15 protein-coding genes and 1 tRNA gene are annotated in these 19,980 nt (G+C 68.3%); 13 read left to right on the forward strand and 3 right to left on the reverse strand.

Annotation, left to right across the window (positions count from 1 at the left end; translation table 11 throughout):
* The first annotated feature begins 1 nt into the window (after position 1).
* From hisI to pyk, 11 genes are all read left to right on the forward strand, one after another.
* A complete protein-coding gene (hisI, locus tag EJC77_RS11840; RefSeq protein WP_125612857.1) occupies positions 2-415 on the forward strand; it encodes a phosphoribosyl-AMP cyclohydrolase in 414 nt (137 codons plus the stop codon).
* Between the two features lie 32 nt (positions 416-447).
* Complete coding sequence (locus EJC77_RS11845) at positions 448-2,004, forward strand: anthranilate synthase component I (protein WP_125612859.1); 1,557 nt, start codon at positions 448-450, stop codon at positions 2,002-2,004.
* Complete coding sequence (locus tag EJC77_RS11850) at positions 2,001-2,618, forward strand: Trp biosynthesis-associated membrane protein (RefSeq protein WP_338069474.1); 618 nt, start codon at positions 2,001-2,003, stop codon at positions 2,616-2,618. Before EJC77_RS11845 ends, EJC77_RS11850 begins: the two co-directional genes overlap by 4 nt.
* A gap of 64 nt (positions 2,619-2,682) precedes the next feature.
* Positions 2,683-2,961 (forward strand): HGxxPAAW family protein, encoded by a 279-nt coding sequence (locus EJC77_RS11855; RefSeq protein ID WP_125612861.1) that lies wholly within the window; start codon positions 2,683-2,685, stop codon positions 2,959-2,961.
* Positions 2,962-2,963: 2 nt separating this feature from the next.
* Entirely contained in the window at positions 2,964-3,779 is an 816-nt protein-coding gene (gene trpC, locus EJC77_RS11860; protein WP_125612863.1) for an indole-3-glycerol phosphate synthase TrpC, read from the forward strand.
* Positions 3,780-3,868: 89 nt separating this feature from the next.
* Positions 3,869-5,272 (forward strand): tryptophan synthase subunit beta, encoded by a 1,404-nt coding sequence (gene trpB, locus EJC77_RS11865; protein WP_125612865.1) that lies wholly within the window; start codon positions 3,869-3,871, stop codon positions 5,270-5,272.
* Positions 5,269-6,084 (forward strand): tryptophan synthase subunit alpha, encoded by an 816-nt coding sequence (gene trpA, locus EJC77_RS11870; protein WP_125612867.1) that lies wholly within the window; start codon positions 5,269-5,271, stop codon positions 6,082-6,084. Before trpB ends, trpA begins: the two co-directional genes overlap by 4 nt.
* Positions 6,081-7,055, forward strand: coding sequence for a prolipoprotein diacylglyceryl transferase (gene lgt, locus EJC77_RS11875; protein WP_125612869.1), 975 nt, complete (start codon positions 6,081-6,083; stop codon positions 7,053-7,055). Before trpA ends, lgt begins: the two co-directional genes overlap by 4 nt.
* 449 nt (positions 7,056-7,504) lie before the next feature.
* Entirely contained in the window at positions 7,505-12,121 is a 4,617-nt protein-coding gene (gene gltB / locus EJC77_RS11880) for a glutamate synthase large subunit (RefSeq protein WP_125612871.1), read from the forward strand.
* On the forward strand, positions 12,114-13,571 hold the full coding sequence (locus EJC77_RS11885) for a glutamate synthase subunit beta (protein WP_125612873.1): 1,458 nt from the start codon (positions 12,114-12,116) through the stop codon (positions 13,569-13,571). Before gltB ends, EJC77_RS11885 begins: the two co-directional genes overlap by 8 nt.
* Before the next feature lie 61 nt (positions 13,572-13,632).
* Positions 13,633-15,114: a pyruvate kinase gene (gene pyk, locus EJC77_RS11890; protein ID WP_125612875.1), complete on the forward strand. Its 1,482-nt coding sequence runs from the start codon at positions 13,633-13,635 to the stop codon at positions 15,112-15,114.
* A 167-nt stretch (positions 15,115-15,281) separates the two neighbouring features.
* Here the strand turns inward: pyk and EJC77_RS11895 are convergent, their stop codons facing one another.
* The gene (locus EJC77_RS11895) at positions 15,282-15,875 is read right to left on the reverse strand and encodes an ANTAR domain-containing response regulator (RefSeq protein ID WP_125612877.1); all 594 of its coding nucleotides are present in this window, start codon (positions 15,873-15,875) and stop codon (positions 15,282-15,284) included.
* A 141-nt stretch (positions 15,876-16,016) separates the two neighbouring features.
* Between EJC77_RS11895 and EJC77_RS11900 the strand changes: the two genes are divergently transcribed.
* Together EJC77_RS11900 and EJC77_RS20405 are read left to right on the forward strand one after the other, a co-directional pair.
* A tRNA-Leu gene (locus tag EJC77_RS11900) sits at positions 16,017-16,098 on the forward strand.
* 265 nt (positions 16,099-16,363) lie between these two features.
* A complete protein-coding gene (locus EJC77_RS20405) occupies positions 16,364-16,525 on the forward strand; it encodes a hypothetical protein (RefSeq protein ID WP_164520393.1) in 162 nt (53 codons plus the stop codon).
* A gap of 464 nt (positions 16,526-16,989) precedes the next feature.
* Here the strand turns inward: EJC77_RS20405 and EJC77_RS11905 are convergent, their stop codons facing one another.
* Together EJC77_RS11905 and EJC77_RS11910 are read right to left on the reverse strand one after the other, a co-directional pair.
* Positions 16,990-17,937, reverse strand: coding sequence for an ornithine cyclodeaminase family protein (locus EJC77_RS11905; RefSeq protein WP_240630177.1), 948 nt, complete (start codon positions 17,935-17,937; stop codon positions 16,990-16,992).
* A 434-nt stretch (positions 17,938-18,371) separates the two neighbouring features.
* Entirely contained in the window at positions 18,372-19,661 is a 1,290-nt protein-coding gene (locus EJC77_RS11910; RefSeq protein WP_125612881.1) for an MFS transporter, read from the reverse strand.
* Between the last annotated feature and the right edge of the window lie 319 nt (positions 19,662-19,980).

Consider the following 19,980-nt stretch of genomic DNA (forward strand, 5'->3'; position numbering starts at 1 on the left):
TGTGCAGCTCCCCGACGCCACCCCCACCGAAGCAGTGGAAGAAAACGGACACGTGGTCCAATTGCCCGCCGATGTCGCCGGCCGGCTCAAGCGAGACCCGGCCGGTCTCGTGGCAGCGATCATCCAGCAATTCGACACCCGCGAGGTGCTCATGCTCGGCTGGATGGACGACGAGGCGCTGGGCCGGACCCTGGCCAGCGGCCGGGTGACGTTCTACTCGCGGTCCCGCCGGGAGTATTGGCGCAAGGGCGACACCTCCGGACACGTCCAATACGTCAAGTCGGTCGCCCTCGATTGCGACGGCGACGCGCTGCTTGTCACGGTCGACCAGGTCGGCGCCGCCTGCCACACCGGCGCCCGCACGTGCTTCGACGGGCGTGAGCTCCCGGCCCGCGCCGGCAGCCGCCCCGCCTGACTCGCCCCACCCAGAAGGAATACCCGCCCATCATGCATGATCTTGGCGTCATCAGCCCCACGCTCGAAGAGTTCCGCGAGCTCGCCCGCACCCGCCGCGTCATCCCCGTCCGGCTGAAGGTCCTGGTGGACGCGCAGACGCCCATCGGGCTCTACCGGTCGTTGGCGGCGGGGGCGCCCGGGACGTTCCTCATGGAGTCGGCCGCCGTCGGCGGGGTCTGGTCGCGCTATTCATTCATCGGGGTCAGCTCGCGCGCCACGCTGACGACGAACGACGGCGTCGCGTGCTGGCAGGGCGAGCCGCCCGTCGGTGTCCCGACAGGCGGCAACCCGGTCGAGGCCGTGGCCGAAACGCTCAAGGCGCTGGCCACCGAACGCTTCGAGGGCCTGCCGCCGTTCACCTCGGGCCTGGTCGGGTTCGTCGGATGGGAAACGGTCCGGCACTGGGAGAAGCTGCCGTCGCCGCCGCCGGATGACCTGCAGCTGCCGGAACTGGCGTTGAACGTGGTCGCCGACATGGCCGTGCACGACAACGCCGAGGGCACCGTGCTGCTCATCGCGAATGCCATCAACGTCAACGGCACCGACGAGTTCGTGGACGAGGCGTACGACGACGCCGTCGCCCGCGTGCACGCCATGTTGGCCACACTCGGGGAACCGGTGGCGCAGCCTATGTCCGTCACGGGACCGGCAGCCGTGGGTTTCGAGGCGAGCGTCCGCGAACGGTGGGACAAGTCGGACTACCTGCGGGCGCTCGATCGCAGCAAGGTGGCCATCGTCGACGGCGAGGTGTTCCAGGTGGTCGTCTCGCGGCGGTTCGAAATGGACTGCCAGGCGTCCGCGCTTGACGTGTACCGGGTGCTGCGCAACACGAATCCGAGCCCGTACATGTACCTGTTCAGCTTCGAGGACGCGCAGGGGCGCCCGTATTCCATCGTCGGCTCCTCGCCGGAATCGCTGGTGACCGTCACCGGCGAGGAGGTCATCACGCACCCGATCGCCGGGTCCCGGCCGCGCGGCAAGACCGTGGAGGAGGACAAGGCGCTGGCGCAGGACCTGCTCGCCGACGCGAAGGAACGCTCCGAGCACCTGATGCTGGTGGACCTGTCCCGCAATGACCTGTCGAAGGTGTGCCGGCCGGGCACGGTGGACGTCACCCAGTTCATGGAGGTCGAACGCTTCAGCCACATCATGCACCTGGTCTCCACGGTCGTCGGCGAACTGGCCGAGGACGCCTCGGCGTACGACGTGCTGGCCGCGACGTTCCCGGCGGGCACGCTCTCCGGCGCGCCGAAGCCGCGCGCGCTGCGCCTGCTCGATGAGATGGAACCGCACCGCCGCGGCATCTACGGCGGCGTGGTCGGCTACCTGGACTTCGCCGGCGACATGGACATGGCCATCGCCATCCGTTCGGCGCTGCTGCGCGACGGCACGGCGTACGTGCAGGCCGGCGGCGGCATCGTGGCCGACTCGGTCAACGAGGCCGAGGCGCAGGAAACCGTGAACAAGGCCGCGGCGCCGTTGCGGGCCGTGCACGCCGCCGCGTCGCTTCGAACGCTCGAACGCGACGCCCTGGGGAGCGGGCAGTGAGCGCGGGCACCGGGCCGCTGCAGCCGATGAAGCGCACCGTGACGCCGGTCTGGCGACGCAAGTCGGTGGTGATCCTGCTGCCCGTGATCGCCGCCCTGGCTGTGTTCGGGACCACCACCCAGACCTGGGTCCATGTCCATCTGGCGCAGGGCGCCGTGGAGCAGCCCGACCTGTCCATCGCCGGCAACAAGGTGGCCGTCGCCGTGTCGGCCCTCGCCCTCGTGGCGCTGGCCGGGTCCCTGGCGGCCACCATCGCCGGGCGCATCGCCCGGGTCATCACGAGCGTGATCGTGCTGCTCAGCGGCCTGGGCATCGTGGCGGTCGTCGCCGCCGTGCTGGCCGACCCGTCGGCGGCCGCGGCAGGGCAGGTGGGTGCGGCGACGGGCGTCGTCGGCCAGCCGAGCGACGCGGCGACCACCCTTTTCCCGGTGCTGGCGATGATCGCCGCCGTCGTCCTGTGCGCGGGCGCCGTGCTGCTGTTCGCGGCCGGGCGCGGTTGGAAGCAGCGGTCGAAGTACGACGCCGGTGCCGGCTCGGGTGCCCGGCCCGCCGAGCCGGCGGATGACATCGACAGCTGGGACCGGCTCAGCCGCGGCGACGACCCCACGGACTGAATCGGTTTCCCCAATAACTAATGGCACAATGTAGTCGAGTACCAGCACCCAAGGAGATCCAATCATGAGCAACAAGTCCGCTACCCGCCAGCAGCCCCTCACGGAGCCCCTGACCCAGGAAGCCGCGCTCGGCCACGGCAACAGCCCGGCTGCATGGACGTGTGTGGCTGTCATGTTGCTCGGCGCGCTGGTCAGCTGCATCGCGTTCGTCATTGGCCCGGACGCCACCGTCGCGTTCATCATCGGCATCGTCGTCATGATCCTGGGCCTGGGCCTGGGCTTCGGCATGAAGGTCGCCGGCTACGGCGTCGGTGGGAGCAAGCTGAAGAACACCGGCCACTAGGCGTGAGCGTTCTCGACGACATCATCGTTGGCGTCCGGGAGGATCTCTCCGGGCGCCAACGCGCCATCGGCCTCGCCCAGCTGCGCGAGACCGCCGCGGCCCAGGCGCCGGCACGCGACGCCTGGGCGGCGTTGGGAGGCCCGGACCCGCGGCGGGCCGACCTGAAGGTCATCGCCGAGGTCAAGCGCCGCAGCCCGTCCAAGGGGGACCTGGCCGGCATCGCCGACCCGGCCGCGCTGGCCCGCCAATATGCGCAGGGCGGAGCCGCGGTGATCAGCGTGCTCACCGAGGAGCGCCGCTTCAACGGGTCGCTGGCCGACCTGGACGCCGTGCGGGCGGCCGTTGACGTTCCCGTGCTGCGCAAGGACTTCACGTGCGACCCGTACATGATCTGGGAGGCGCGCGCGCACGGCGCCGATGTGGTGCTGCTGATCGTCGCCGCGCTGGAGGACGCCGAACTGGCCGACTACCTGGCCCTGGCGCACGAGCTCGGCATGAACGCCATCGTCGAGACGCACACGGCCGGCGAGATCGAGCGTGCCGTCGCCGTCGGCTCGCGGATCATCGGTGTGAACGTGCGTAACCTGAAGACGCTCGATGTGGACCGGAGTGTGTTTGGCACGCTGTCCGGACTCATCCCGGCCGAGGCGGTCGTCGTCGCCGAATCCGGCGTCCGCGACGTGGCCGACGTGCGGCACTACGCCGCACACGGCGCGAACGCGATCCTCGTGGGGGAGGCGCTCGTCTCGACGGCCACCCCGGCGCGGCGCATCGCGGAGTTCACGGCGGCCGGCGCCGCCGCCATCGCGACCCGCTAGCGGCGCAACCGGGCCGGTTTCGCCGGCCAACCGGTCAATATTTGCTTTCGACTATTTCTACAAAGTTGCTACAAAGGACGGTGGAACTGATGGCCCAGGAGCCGGCAGGTTCGTCAGCGGCACAGCCGGTACCAGGACACGAGACCGTGGACGCGTTTCTGGCCGGCGGTGCGGGGGCGCGGTCGCTTCGTCACGCGCCCGGCCCGTATTTCGGGTCGTATGGCGGGCGGTGGATGCCCGAGTCGCTGATCGCCGCGCTCGACGAGCTGGAGGACACGTTTGAGAAGGCGAAGGCCGATCCGGAGTTCCTGGCCGAGATCGCCGAGTTGAACAAGAACTACTCGGGCCGGCCGTCCCTGCTGACCGAGGCGAAGCGGTTCGCCGGGCACGCCGGCGGCGTGCGCATCTTCCTCAAGCGCGAGGACCTGAACCACACGGGGTCGCACAAGATCAACAACGTGCTCGGCCAGGCCCTGCTGGCCCGGCGCATGGGCAAGACCCGGCTGATCGCCGAGACCGGGGCCGGGCAGCACGGCGTGGCCAGTGCCACGGCCGCGGCGCTGCTCGGCATGGAATGCGTCGTGTACATGGGCGCCGAGGACTGCCGCCGGCAGGCGCTGAACGTGGCCCGCATGCAATTGCTCGGCGCCACCGTGGTCCCCGTGACCAATGGCTCGCAGACACTCAAGGACGCGATCAACGACGCGTTGCGCGACTGGGTCGCGAACGTGGACACGACGCACTACGTCCTCGGCACGGCCGCCGGTGCGCACCCGTTCCCGGCCATGGTGCGCTTCTTCCACGAGGTCATCGGGGAGGAGGCGCGTGAACAGATCCTGGCCCAGACCGGCCGGTTGCCCGACGCCGTGTGCGCGTGCATCGGCGGCGGGTCCAACGCCATTGGCATCTTCCACGGGTTCCTCGACGATGCGAGCGTGCAGATCTTCGGCTTCGAGGCCGGCGGCGACGGCGTGGAGACCGGCCGGCACGCCGCGACCATCACGCTGGGCCGCCCGGGCGTGCTGCACGGCGCCCGCTCCTACCTGATGCAGGACGAGGACGGCCAGACCATCGAGTCGCACTCGATCTCGGCCGGGCTCGACTACCCGGGGGTCGGCCCGGAGCACTCCTACCTGCACGACATCGGGCGGGTCACGTACGAGCCGATCACGGACGCCGAGGCCATGGACGCGTTCCGGTTGCTGTGCCGCACCGAGGGCATCATCCCGGCCATCGAGTCCTCGCATGCGCTGGCGGGCGCCATCAAGGTGGGCCGTCGGCTGGCCGAGGGCGTTGGCGACCCGCGGGAGTTGATCGTGATCGTCAACCTGTCCGGGCGCGGCGACAAGGACGTGGAGACGGCGGCCGACTGGTTCGGCATGCTGGATGAGGATGGCAACGTCAGGGGTACCACGCTGTCCACCCGCACGGCCAAGGGCGCCGGTACCCGTCCAAGTGCACAATACGCGCAGACCGAGGAGACGCAGGCATGAGAGTCAACGAGACCGCCAGCAAGTCCGCGGCCGCCGTCGAGCGTGCCCGCGCGGCGGGCCGCAAGGCGCTCATCGCCTACCTGCCGGCCGGGTACCCGGACAAGCAGACGTCCATCGACGCCGCCATCGCCGCCGCCCGCAACGGGGCCGACATCATCGAGATCGGCATCCCGTACTCCGACCCGGTCATGGACGGCGCCGTCATCCAGGCCGCCACGACCCAGGCGCTGGCCAACGGCTTCCATGTGGCCGACGTGTTCGACATCGTGGCGGCCGTCACGACCGCGACCGATGCCGCCGTGCTGGTCATGACGTACTGGAACCCCGTGCTGCGCATGGGCGTGGACGACTTCTCCCGCCGCCTGGCCGGGGCCGGGGGCGCCGGACTCATCACCCCGGACCTGATTCCGGACGAGGCGGCCGAGTGGTTCGCCGCGTCCGACAAGTACGGGCTGGACCGCGTGTTCCTGGTCGCCCCGTCGTCCACGCCGGAGCGCGTGGCCATGACCGTGGAGGCGACGCGCGGCTTCGTGTACGCCGTGTCCATCATGGGTGTGACGGGGGCCCGCGCCAAGGTGTCGTCCGCCGCCGAGGCCGTCGTGGCCGCCGCCCATGCCGCGGCCGCGCCGCGCGTCTGCGTGGGGCTGGGCGTTTCCCGGCCGGAGCATGTGCGTGAGATTGCCGCGTACGCCGATGGCGTCATCGTGGGCACCGCGCTCGTGGCGGCGCTGCGCGACGGCGGCGTGCCCGCCGTGGGCGCCCTCACGGCCGAGCTCGCCGGCGGCTTTGACCAGGTCGGGGCCGGCCGATGAGCGGCGCCGTGCTGGCCGCGCTGCCGGCCGCCATCCCCGCGCCGGTCTGGTCCGGGTTCAGCATCGGGCCGCTGCGCGTCCACGCCTACGCCCTGTGCATCCTGCTGGGCATCATCGCCGCGCTGGTCCTGACCAGTGTGCGGTGGAAACGTCGCGGCGGCCCCGCGGACTCGATGTGGGACATCGCCATCTGGGCCATCCCGTTGGGCATCATCGGCGGCCGGCTCTACCACGTGTTCTCCTCGCCCGACGCCTACTTCGGGCCCGGCTACAACGGCACGGGCGACCTGTGGCTGATCCCGCAGATCTGGCGCGGCGGGCTGGGAATCTGGGGCGCCGTCGTGCTCGGCGTGCTGGGCGCCTGGATCGGCTGCCGCCGGTCCGGGGTGAAGTTGTCCGCGTTCATCGACGCGGCAGCGCCGGGCATCCTGCTCGCCCAGGCGATCGGCCGGTGGGGCAACTACTTCAACCAGGAGCTGTTCGGCGGCCCGACGACGCTGCCGTGGGGCCTGCAGGTGGACCCGCAATACCTGCCCGCCGGGTTCGCCGAGGGAACGCTGTTCCACCCGACGTTCCTGTACGAATGCGTGTGGAACGTGCTGGGCGTCCTGGCGTTGCTGCTGCTGGATCGCAAGCTGAAGCTGCACCGTGGCCGGCTGTTCCTGCTGTACGTGATGATCTACACGGCCGGCCGGTTCTGGATCGAGCTGCTGCGCATCGACGCCGCGGAGATGATCACGTTCTTCGGCATCACCACGCGCCTGAACGTGTGGACCAGCGTGTTCGTGTTCACCGGCGCCCTGATCGCGTTCCTGGCGTTGACGTTCGCCAAGCGAAATGCCGTGGACGATTCGGTGCTGCTGCCCGGCCGGCGCGCCAAGGCGGCGGACGCCGCGGCCGCGGAGCCCGCAGAGTCCGCGGAGCCCGCGCGTGCGGATACGCCCGAGAAGCCCGAGGCGCCCACGGACTGACCCCCGCAACCTCCCGACCCGATGGGCGGTGGTTGCTCGTTTTCAACGCGGAAACGGGCAACCACCGCCCATTTGTCGTTACAACCCAGCCGAAACACAGGGGGTCCACTATGTGGACGAATCGGCAGCATGTGTGTAGTTGTGCTCGAAACCGGTGGTAATCTGCTGCATACCGGTGGTGATCGTCACCGCCGGTACGCCGCATGCCGGGTGGGTCACCGCTCGTCCCGGCAGCGGTCCACGCCGTCGTGGGTTTGGGCTGCGGCTCTCGCGAGGGGAACAAGATTCGCGGGGGTTACCGCCCTTGGCGCCAAATCCGCAGCGTGCACGGCACGCTCTCGAATCGGGCGGCCCGCCACAGCGACGCAGTGAAGGCGCCGGAGTTCCCTCCGGCGTTCGGGCCAACGACGTCCCCTCCAACGCCAGACCCAGGGGAAGGGCATGTTTTCATGACTCTCGCACTACCCAACCCACCCCGAACAGCCGATGCCGGAACCGGCGTCCTGTCGCCGTTCCAACGCTTTGCCGCCATCCCGGAGGCCGCCGGCCTGTACTCGCCGGAGCAGGAGAAGGACGCCTGCGGGCTGGCCATCGTCGCCACGCTGCGGGGCGTTCCCGGCCACGACATCGTCGAGAACGCGCTCACCGCGCTGCGCAACCTGGAACATCGCGGGGCCGTCGGCGCCGACGAGGGCACCGGCGACGGCGCCGGCCTGCTGACCCAGATCCCCGACGAGTTCTTCCGCGCCGTCACCGGGTTCACGTTGCCGGCCGCCGGCGAATACGCCGTCGGCACGGCATTCCTGCCGGCCGAGGAGGACCAGCGGGCCGCCGCCCGTGCCGGGCTCGAGGCACTGGCCGGCTCCGAGGGCCTGACCGTGCTGGGCTGGCGTGAGGTCCCCGTCGTCGCCGGCCTGGTCGGCGCCATGGCCGCGTCCTGCATGCCGCACTTCGAGCAATTGTTCGTCGCGATCGGCCCGGACGTCCGCGCGACGGAGGCGAACGCGCTGGACTCCAGGGCGTTCCGGCTGCGCAAGCGCGCCCAGAACAAGTTCGGCGTGTACTTCCCGTCGCTGTCGTCGAAGACGATCGTCTACAAGGGCATGTTGACGACGGCGCAGCTCGAGCCGTTCTACCCGGACCTGTCCGATGCCCGGTTCAAGACACGCCTGGGGATCGTCCACTCGCGGTTCTCCACGAACACGTTCCCGTCGTGGCCGCTGGCCCAGCCGTTCCGCACCATCGCGCACAACGGCGAGATCAACACGGTCAAGGGCAACCGGAACTGGATGCGCGCGCGGCAGTCGACGCTCTCGCACCCGCTGCTCGGTGATGCGCCGGAGGACTTGTTCCCGATCTGTACGCCCGGCGCGTCCGACTCGGCGTCGTTCGACGAGGTCGCCGAGCTGCTGTGGCTGGCCGGCCGGCCCATCACCCAGGCCATCATGATGATGATCCCGGAGGCGTGGGAGAACCACGCCACCATGGACCCGGCCCGGCGCGCCTTCTACGAGTACCACTCGCTCATGATGGAGCCGTGGGACGGCCCCGCCGCGGTGTCGTTCACCGACGGCACCCTGGTCGGCGCCACACTGGACCGCAACGGGCTGCGCCCGGGCCGGTACTGGATCACCGAGGACGGGCTGGTCATCTTCGCCTCCGAGGTGGGCGTCATCAACGTCGACACGGTCAAGGTCGTGAAGAAGGGCCGCGTCTCGCCGGGGAAGATGTTCCTGGTCGACACCGAGGCGGGCCGGATCATCCCGGACAGCGAGGTCAAGGCCGGGTTGGCCGCCGCGAACCCGTGGGCCGACTGGGTCAAGGAGAACACGATCCGTCTGGCCGACCTGCCCGAGCGCGAACACGTGGTGCACACGCCGGCGTCCGTCACGCACCGCCAGCGCACGTTCGGCTACACCACCGAGGAGCTGAAGGTGCTGCTCGGCCCCATGGCGCAGACCGGCGCCGAGCCGTTGGGCGCCATGGGCACGGACACCCCGGTGGCCGTGCTCTCGAAGCGCCCGCGCCTGCTGTTCGACTATTTCGTCCAGTCGTTCGCGCAGGTCACGAACCCGCCGCTGGACTCGATCCGTGAGGAACTCGTCACGTCGCTGAACACGACGATCGGCCCGCAGGGCAACCTGCTCTCGCGCGCCAACGTCAGCCAGCCCCAGGTGGCGCTCACCTTCCCGGTCATCAACAACGACGACCTGGCCAAGATCGCGAACATGGAGAATGCCACTGGCGATCGCATCGCCATGAAGGTGCGTGGCCTGTACAAGCCCGACGGCGGCGCGGCGGCCTTGCGCGCCCGGCTGGCGGAGATCTGTGAGCAGGTCTCCGGCGCCATCAACCGGGGGGTGCAGTACGTGGTCCTCTCCGACCGCGACTCGTCGGCGGCGTGGGCCCCGATCCCGTCGCTGCTGCTGCTCAGCGCCGTGCACCACCATCTGCTGCGCAGTGCCACGCGCACCAAGACGTCGCTGATCGTGGAGGCCGGTGACGTGCGCGAGGTTCATCATGTGGCCGTGCTGGTCGGCTACGGCGCCGCCGCCGTGAACCCGTACCTGGCCATGGAGAGCGTCGAGGACCTGGTCCGCACCGGGGACGTGACCGGCGTCAGCGCTGAGGCGGCCGTGTACAACCTGATCAAGGGGCTCGGCAAGGGCGTGCTGAAGATCATGTCCAAGATGGGCATCTCGACGGTCGCCTCCTACTGCGGGGCGCAGACGTTCGAGGCGCTGGGCCTGTCCCAGTCGCTCGTCAACGAGTTCTTCGCCGGCACCCAGTCCCAATTGGGCGGGATCGGGCTGGACGTCATCGCCGCCGAGGTCGCGGCACGGCACGCCACCGCCTACCCGGCCGACGGCGTCGACAACCCGCACCGGCCGCTGGCCGGCGGCGGCGAGTACCAGTGGCGGCGCGAGGGCGAACCGCACCTGTTCAACCCGGAGACGGTGTTCCGGCTCCAGCACGCCACGCGGGAGCGCCGGTACGACATTTTCAAGAAATACACCCGGGGTATCGACGACCAGTCGCACCACCTGATGACGCTGCGCGGGTTGTTGGAGTTCAAGGCCGGAGCGCGCCCGCCGGTGCCGCTGGAGGACGTCGAACCTGTCAGCTCGATCGTGAAGCGGTTCTCCACGGGTGCCATGAGCTACGGCTCCATCTCCCAGGAGGCGCACGAGACGCTCGCGATCGCCATGAACCGGCTGGGCGCCAAGTCCAACACGGGTGAGGGCGGCGAGGACGTCGACCGGCTGCTGGACCCGTCCCGCCGGTCGAAGATCAAACAGGTGGCGTCGGGCCGGTTCGGCGTGACGAGCCTGTACCTGACCAACGCCGAGGACATCCAGATCAAGATGGCCCAGGGCGCGAAGCCGGGGGAGGGCGGGCAGTTGATGGCCCGCAAGGTGTACCCGTGGGTGGCCGGGACCCGGCACTCGACGCCGGGCGTCGGGCTGATCTCCCCGCCGCCGCACCATGACATCTACTCCATCGAGGACCTGGCCCAGCTGATCTATGACTGCAAGCGCGCCAACCCGGCCGCCCGCGTCCACGTGAAGCTGGTCTCCGAGGTGGGGATCGGCACGGTGGCGGCCGGCGTGACCAAGGCCAAGGCCGACGTCGTGCTGGTTTCCGGGCACGACGGCGGCACCGGCGCCAGCCCGCTGAACTCGCTCAAGCATGCGGGCGTGCCGTGGGAGCTGGGGCTGGCCGAGACGCAGCAGACGTTGCGGCTGAACGGGCTGCGCGACCGGGTGGTCGTCCAGGTCGACGGGCAGCTGAAGACCGGCCGGGACGTGGTCATCGCCGCCCTGCTCGGCGCCGAGGAATACGGGTTCGCGACGGCACCGCTGGTGGTGTCCGGCTGCGTCATGATGCGCGTGTGCCACCTGGACACGTGCCCCGTGGGCGTGGCGACGCAGAACCCGGAGCTGCGCCGGCGGTTCAGCGGCAAGCCCGAGTTCGTGGTGAATTTCTTCGAGTTCCTGGCCGAGGAGGTGCGCGAGATCCTCGCCGAACTGGGCTTCCGCAGCCTGGAGGAGGCGATCGGGCACGCCGACGCGCTCGACACGCGTGCCGCCGTCGACCATTGGAAGGCCGAAGGACTGGACCTGGCCCCGATCCTGCACGGTCCGGTGTTCGGCGACGACGTGCCGGTGCGCAACATCGTCGGGCAGAACCATGAACTGGACAAGCACTTCGACCAGCAGCTGATCACGCTCAGCGCTGAGGCGCTGGCGGATCGCAGCCCGGTGCGCATCAGCGTGCCCGTGGTCAACACGGACCGGTCGGTGGGCACCATGCTCGGCCACGAGGTGACGAAGACGTTCGGTGTCGACCTGCTGGGCCCGGACACCATCGACGTCACGCTGACGGGGCAGGCCGGCCAGTCGCTGGGCGCGTTCCTGCCGGCCGGCATCACGCTGCGGCTGTTCGGGGACTCCAACGACTACGTGGGCAAGGGGCTCTCGGGCGGGCGGATCATCGTCCGCCCGGGTCGCCAGGACGTGTTCGTCGCCGAGGAGAACGTCATTGCCGGCAACGTGATCGGCTACGGCGCCACGAGCGGGGAAATGTTCTTGCGCGGCCAGGTCGGCGAACGGTTCCTGGTGCGCAATTCGGGTGCCACCGCCGTCGTCGAGGGCATCGGCGACCACGGCTGCGAATACATGACCGGCGGGCAGGCGCTCATCCTGGGCCGGACCGGGCGCAACTTCGGCGCCGGCATGTCCGGCGGCACGGCGTTCGTGCTCGACCTGCAGCGGGCCAAGGTGAACAAGCAGGCGCTGGACAGCGGGGAGTTGCTGCTCGATCCGCTGGACGCCGAGGACCGGGAGATCGTCCACGCACTGCTGGCCAGGCACCGGGAGGAGACCGATTCGGCCCTGGCCGCGGCGCTGTTGGCCGACTTCGACGGCGCCACCGCCCGGTTCACGAAGGTGCTCCCGCGCGACTACGCCGCCGTACTGCAAACCCGCCTGGCCGCCGCCGCCTCGGGAATCGATCCCGACGGTGACGAGGTCTGGCAACAAATCCTGGAGGTGACCGGTGGCTGATCCACGCGGATTCTTGAAGGTGCGCGAACGCCAGACCCAGGCCCGGCGCCCCGTGCCCGTGCGCATCATGGACTGGAAGGAAGTGTACGAGGCGCAGGAGAAGGGCGTGCTGCGTGCGCAGGCCGGCCGGTGCATGGACTGCGGCGTGCCGTTCTGCCACCAGGGCTGCCCGCTGGGCAACCTGATCCCGGAGTGGAACGACCTGACGTGGCGGGACAAGGGGCAGGAGGCCATCGAGCGGCTGCATGCGACGAACAACTTCCCCGAGTTCACCGGCCGGTTGTGCCCGGCCCCGTGCGAGACGGCCTGCGTGCTGGGCATCAACCAGCCGGCCGTGACGATCAAGCAGGTCGAGGTGTCGATCATCGACGAGGCGTTCGAGCAGGACTGGGTGCAGCCGCTGCCGCCGGCCCGGCTGACGGGCAAGACGGTGGCCGTGATCGGCTCCGGGCCCGCCGGGCTGGCCGCCGCGCAGCAGCTCACGCGCACCGGGCACACCGTCGCCGTGTATGAGCGTGACGACCGGATCGGTGGGCTGCTGCGCTACGGCATCCCGGACTTCAAGATGGAGAAGGAGAAGCTGGACCGCCGGCTCGAGCAGATGGAGGCCGAGGGCACGCGGTTCCGCCCCGGTGTCAACGTGGGCGTGGACGTCAGCTGGGACGCGCTGCGCCGCCGGTACGACGCCGTCGTCGTCTGTACCGGCGCCACCGTGCCGCGTGAGCTGCCCATCCCGGGCCGCGACCTGGCCGGCGTGCACGTGGCCATGGACTACCTGGTGCAGGCCAACCGGGTGGTGGCGGGGGACACCGTGGACGGGCAGATCGACGCCCGCGGCAAGCACGTGGTGATCCTGGGCGGCGGCGACACGGGGGCCGACTGCCTGGGCACGGCGCACCGGCAGCAGGCGGCGTCCGTGACGACGCTGGCGATCGGCAAGCAGCCGCCGGCGGAGCGCGCCGCGCACCAGCCGTGGCCGACGTTCCCTAACCTGTTTGAGGTGGCCAGCGCCCATGAGGAGGGCGGCGAGCGGACCTACCTGGCCTCGACCGTCGAGTTCCTCGGCGTGGACGGCGTGCTGACCGGCATCAAGGTGGCCGAGACCGAGTTCGTGGACGGGGGGCGGCGGCCGAAGGCCGGCACGGAGCGGGTCATCGACGCCGACCTGGTGTTCCTGTCGCTGGGCTTCACCGGGCCGGAGACGGATCTGCTGGGCGAGCAGCTCCCGCTGGACCTGGACGCACGCGGCAACGTGGACCGCGACGGGTACTACATGACGAGCCGGCCCGGCGTGTTCGTGGCAGGGGACGCCGGGCGGGGCCAGTCGTTGATCGTGTGGGCGATCGCGGAGGGTCGTTCGGTGGCTGCGGCGGTGGATCGGTACCTGATGGGGGAGACGATCCTGCCGGCGCCGGTGGCGCCCATGGACACGGCTATCAGTGTGCTGTAGCCAACGGCTAGGCTTGGTGCGAGACGAAATTTTCCAAGGAAACCACTACTAGGGCAGGTACATGAGACGCGCAAAGATCGTCGCCACCTTCGGGCCGGCAATCGCCAGTTATGAAAACACCTTGGCTGTGCTGGAGGCGGGCGTGGATGTTGCCCGCATGAACATGAGCCACGGCGACTACTCGGTCCACCAAGTCACCTATGAGAACGTCCGCAAGGCCGCCGAACAGCTCGGCAAGGCCGTCGCCATCATGGCCGACCTGCAGGGGCCGAAGATCCGGCTGGGCCGGTTCGTGGACGGGCCGCATGAGTTGGCCGTCGGCGACGTGTTCACGATCACCACCGAGGACGTGCCCGGCACCAAGGACATCTGCTCGACCACGCTGAAGACGCTGACCGAGGATGTCAATGTCGGCGATACGCTGCTGATCGACGACGGCAAGGTCTCGCTCGTGGCGACTGCCGTGGACGAGACGAAGGTCGTCACCCGGGTGGTGGTGCCGGGCAAGGTGTCCAACAACAAGGGCATCAACCTGCCGGGCGTGGCCGTGAACGTGCCGGCGCTGAGCGAGAAGGACGAGGCGGACCTGCGCTGGGCCCTGAAGCAGGGCGTGGACCTGGTGGCGCTCTCGTTCGTGCGGGACGCCGCGGACATCAAGCGCGTGCACGAGATCATGGATGAAGAGGGCACGCGTGTGCCGGTGATCGCCAAGATCGAGAAGCCGCAGGCCGTGGACCACCTGCACGACATCATCGACGCGTTCGACGCGATCATGGTGGCCCGCGGCGACCTGGGCGTGGAGCTGCCGCTGGAGGACGTGCCGATCGTGCAGAAGCGGGCCGTGGAGCTGGCGCGCCGCTGGGCGAAGCCGGTCATCGTGGCCACGCAGGTGCTGGAGTCGATGATCGAGAACCCGCGCCCCACGCGGGCCGAGGCCTCGGACTGTGCCAACGCGGTGCTGGACGGCGCGGACGCGGTCATGCTCTCCGGTGAGACGAGCGTGGGCGCGTTCCCGATCGAGACGGTCAAGACGATGGCCCGGATCATCGAGTCGACCGAGGTGCACGGGCTGGAGCGCATGCCGGCGCTGGGCACGGAGCCGAAGACGCGTGGCGGCGCGATCACCCGCGCCGCCGTGACGATCGCCGACCAGCTGGACGCGAAGTTCATCGCCACGTTCACGCAGTCCGGCGACTCGGCCCGCCGCCTGTCCCGGCTGCGGCCGAAGAAGCCGGTGTTCGCGTTCACGCCGATCGAGCAGGTGCGCAACCAGCTGGCCCTGACGTGGGGCATCCAGCCGGTGCTGATCCCGACGGTCGCCCACACGGACGCGATGATGGAGCAGGTCGACAAGGAACTGCTGGAGCGCAAGCTGGTGGACGACGGCGACGTGGTGGTCATCGCGGCCGGCTCACCCCCGGGGCAGGTCGGCTCGACGAACCTGGTCAAGGTGCACAAGGTCGGCGACCTGGCCGATATCAACCAGACCCCGGACGGCCGCGCGGCCAACCGGGAGAAGGTCGGTCCCTGGCCGGTCGCCTGACGGTGGTCGAGCTCGTCTTTTCGGTGGTCGAGCTCGTCGAGACCTAAGCACGACGACGGCGACCCACCTTTGGAAGGTGGGTCGCCGTCGTCGTTCTTTCGGTGGTCGAGCCTGTCTCTTCGGTGGTCGAGCCTGACGAGACCCTCGGTGGTCGAGCCTGACGAGACCTAATTGACCTGGTTGATGATGGTCTCAGCGACGTCGCGCATGTTCAGGCGGCGGTCCATGGAGGTTTTCTGGATCCAGCGGAACGCCTCGGGCTCGGTCAGGCCCATCCTGGAGATGAGCAGGCTCTTGGCGCGCTCGACGAGCTTGCGGGTGGCGAACTGCTCCTGCAGGTCGGTGACCTCGGCCTCGAGCGCCTTGATCTCCTCGTGGCGGGACAGGGCGATCTCGAGGGCTGGGACGAGATCGGCGGGCGTGAACGGCTTGACGACGTAGGCCATGGCGCCGGCGTCGCGGGCCCGCTCCACGAGTTCCCGCTGGCTGAAGGCGGTCAGCAGGACGACGGGGGCGATGCGGGCCTTGACGATCTGCTCCGCCGCCGTGATGCCGTCCATGACGGGCATCTTGACGTCCATGAGGACCAGATCCGGCTTGAGCTCCTGGGCGAGCTGGACGGCCTTCTCGCCGTTGTCCGCCTCGCCGACGACCTCATAGCCCTCACCGCGCAGGATTTCCATGATGTCGAGGCGGATCAGGGTCTCGTCTTCGGCCACGATGATGCGGCGTGCTGGGGCGGATTCGTGCTGTTCGCTCATGGGGGCTCCTTGGCCTGGGGGACGCGGGTTCTGTCAATTAGCCTATCGGCATGTAGAGTGGTTTCGCGCGCTTGCTCCGTCTGTGACTGGCAGCAGGGGCGTGATCTTTGCGACGTTGCCTTCATTGGTGGTGGATGCATTGCCCGAGTGGCGGAATTGGCAGACGCGCTGCACTCAAAATGCAGTTTCTTCGGGAGTGTGGGTTCGAGTCCCACCTCGGGCACGGTGTTTGTGCAGGTCAGGGGCGGGTTGACGCCTTAGCTGGTGACAAAAGCGCCGAAAGTGTGGACAGCGGCCGCTACGCCATGAAGGGCGAGCACTCCCTGCACGTCATAGCCCCGCGCATCGCGCCGGGTCCGGACGTGAATGACAATGACATGGAGGCGGACCGTAGGCACGCGGGGGCAGGCCGTGTTCGACGCCTCCCAGACCGAGGGCGAGCCGCTGCTCGTCCCGGTTGACGACGTAGACGATGGTGCGAGTCGTCCGTGTCGGATGTGGAGTTGCAGCGGTTGTGGGAGGGGCTGACCGCCGTCGCCCGTGTCGCGCACTTCACGGTCGTGGTCACGGACTGGAAGTCGGCCCTGGCCGATGCGTACACCGATCACCGCCGGCACCTGATCAGCGTCGACGCCTGGATGGGTCCCTAGGAGCGGCTGTCCACCCTTGCCCACGAACTCGGCCTCCCTGCACACACCGGGGACGCGCTGGCGTCGCTGTACGGCAGCAGCACCGAACGCCGGGGCTTGGCCGAGATCGAGGCCGAGTCCATCGCCTACGTCGTACTGCACGCCCACGGCATGGCCCAGACGCCCAGTCCGCCAGCTACCTGGCTGGCGGGGCGGTGCCGACGGAGGGGCCAGCCGTGGACTGTCGAACGACGCGCGTTCGAAGGCCTGCGGAGGTTGCCAACGGGCCGGTGCCTAACTGAGCGCCGGAGCTTCTATGGACGCGGTATCGGGGTGGAAGCGTTACACCGTCATGCTTCCACCACGCCTCCCGCGGCCACTCCGGACCCTTGAACAACGTCGGAGGAGTGGAGCTTCGGCTTGATCTCCACGGAATGTTTGGCAACGGACGTAGCGGACTCTTCCGCAGCTGCCGGATCTTGACATTACCGCCCGAGGTCGATCTGAAGACCTAAGCCTCGTTCCAGCGCCTTGTCGTAAAGCAATCGACCGATGGCTAGATCCTGGAGCCCGATGCCGACCGAATTGAACAGCGTGATGTCCTCTTCGCTGGTCCTCCCACGCTTCTTTCCGGCTATCACCTCACCGAGTTCGGCTTGGACGTCGTCAAAGCCCAAGGCGCCCTCGCTGACAGGGAGCACCAAGTCACCCGACTTCTCCATTGCGGTAGCGAGGTTGTCCACGAAGACCCGCGACCTCACGATGCCCTCCGAGTCGATCTCCCGTTGTTCCGGGCGAGGCCGGGACCCTACGGCGTTCACATGCAGGCCGGGAGTGAACCACCGCCCATGCACCAGCGGTTCGGGGGCCGGGGTAAGCGTACATAGGACGTCCACGGATTCCACGATCTCTCGCACGGAATCCGCGATGACAACCTTGAGGTTGTGGTGGGCTATCCCGGCGTGGAACGTGCTGATGGTCGCCATCGTGCGCGACCACACCAGGACGGTATCAATCGGCAGGACGGTGAGCATCGCTTCCACGTGGGCGACGGCGAGTGCTCCGGCGCCGACCAAACCGAGAGTTGACGAGTTCGGATTGGCCAAGTGCTTACTAGCTACGGCGCTGGCCGCCGCGGTGCGCGCCCGGGTCGGGATCCTCCCGTCGAGAACGGCCAGGGTTTCACCTGTTGTTTGCGAGCTCAACAGGATGGTGGACCGTTGGGTCGGAAGTCCGACGTCAGAGTTGGCGGGGATGTCAGCCAGAAGTTTTACCGAGGCCAGCTCATCGGCGTCGGACAATGCTGCCATGGGGAGGAATCGGGCGTTGGAGGATGGCAAGTGCAGGGATGTGGGGGCAGGTTGATGCGCCGTACCCGTTGCAACGCCAACGAAGGCACGCTCGATTGCGGCAACGGTGGCAGGCACGTCCACCAACGAATCGAGCTCTGAGCCGTCAGGATAAGTGTCACGATGCAATCCTTAGCTTGTAGTGGGTGGCCTGGCGCCGCTCATGGCCGGCGCGAAGTCCGCGCTGAACGTGTACGCAACAACGACTGCTAACGGCTTGAAGGCGATGCTGCTGCCGCTAATGAGACGACTATAGCTCAGCTGGTATGCCAAGTGAAGCCCGAGGAATGTGCTGTCTATTCGAGGGCTTCTTGGTTTTCATCCATTTAGTCCGATGATGCGGGAATCCTGGCATGATTAGGCGTAGGTCGACGGCGCTACGATTGCGATCAGGTATACCAACAGGCACTCCTCGGCGGCCACGGAAAGGCCCAACCCATGTGGTTGGCCCGAGGAAGTTGGGCGCTGACGGCTCGAGCGTACGAAAGCCCTAATGATGAACCCGATCAGTGTCGCCGTCAGGCACCGCGATCGGTCCCGTGATATCGGAGTAGCTGCGGTACCAGCAGGCTGATGACGGCCATCCACACCATCAGCAGGAGCGCACTGAGGAGGGTAATGAGGCCCACCCCCACGAGCTGCGCTGCCGCTCCGAGTCCGAGGGAGGCGACCGGTATGGCTCCAATAGCGAGCTCCTGCAGGCCAAGTGCCCGCCCCTGCACTTCGGGCGGCGTAGTCGTTAGGATCAGGGTCGTCTGGAGTACAGAGAACGGGGCGGACACCAGGCCGATCGCGCCCATGAGTGCAAAGGAGAAGCTGACTGTGTGCGAGAGGGTGAACAGCGCCCAGAGAGCGGACCAGATGGCCGTGCCGATGACAAAGAGCGCGCCTTTCCACTTGAAGTCGCCGAGCATCGCGATGACGATTGAGCCCACGACGCCGCCGAGACCGCAGCACATGAGGAGCGCTCCGAGGCCCGCAGCGTCGAGGTGCAGTGTTTCGTCAGCGAACACGGGCATGAATGTCTGGTAGATGGGCCAGATCAGGACGTTGGCGGCGAGCGTAATGAGGAGCACGGTGGTCGTTAGCCGATTGCGTGAGATGGTCTCGAACCCGCTCGTCAGCATTCGCCAGACGGATTCGGGGTGCGTAGTCCTCTCGCTTCCGATCCCTTTGAGCGGTAGGAGAGTGAGGAGCGAGACGGCGTACCAGCCCGCCGAGATCGCGAGTGCGGCCGGGGCACCGACAAGGCTGATCATCGCTCCGCCGACGGCCGGGCCGATCATCTGTGTCATGTTCATCGCCATCGCATTCAGGGCATTCGCATTGCTCAAGTTCTCGCGCCCGACCAGCTCGAGTACGAGCGAGCTTCGCGCCGGTTGCGACGGCGACTGGGCCAGCCCGATAATCAGGCCGCCGGCCACGAGCACCCAATAGGGTGCCATCCCGAGGAAGGCGAGTATCGCCACCGCGACCACGGCCAGCAATGCCCAGAAGCAGGCGACGACAAGCAGCCGCTGGCGGTCGAAACGATCGGAGAGCACCCCCGCGAGCGGGCCGAGGAGCATCGGAGCCAGGCGTACGGCCGTGAACAGTGCGATGAGAAACTCGGAGCGGGTGCTCTCAAAGACCATCCAGCCGAGGATCAGGGTTTGCGTCCAGACCCCGCCGAAGAAAAAGAGGTTCGAGACCCAGAGTAGCCGGAACTGCGGGCTGTGCCTCAGCGAGTCCACGGCCCGGATTGGACCGCGGCGCCCTGGGGTGTTCGCTGACCGCGAGGCGGTATCGATCAGCTCCTCTGGTTGCACGCATGCTCCTTCCTCGAGTGCGGGCGCGTGTTCCAGTGCCGCGTCTCATCATCCAGCTCGCTCGAATTCGTACATAAAGGGCGGGGGCCACAACACCATGAACGACGTTTCAAACTGGGCGGGTCCTTCACCCGCCCCTGAACGTCGAGGCACCAACCACTATGGGCCGAGGAGAGCCTCGACAATTGGCATCGTCTCGTAGCGGCTGTGCTCGACGTGCGCCAACGCGAGGGCGGCGGAATTTTTCAAGTCGGGTGGTACCAACGGGAGTTAGGCGGCTTCTTTTTCTGTGTTTTCCTTGGGTTGGTTGATCCATGCC

Source organism: Specibacter cremeus, assembly GCF_003946885.1.
GTDB classification, from domain to species: Bacteria; Actinomycetota; Actinomycetes; order Actinomycetales; family Micrococcaceae; genus Specibacter; species Specibacter cremeus.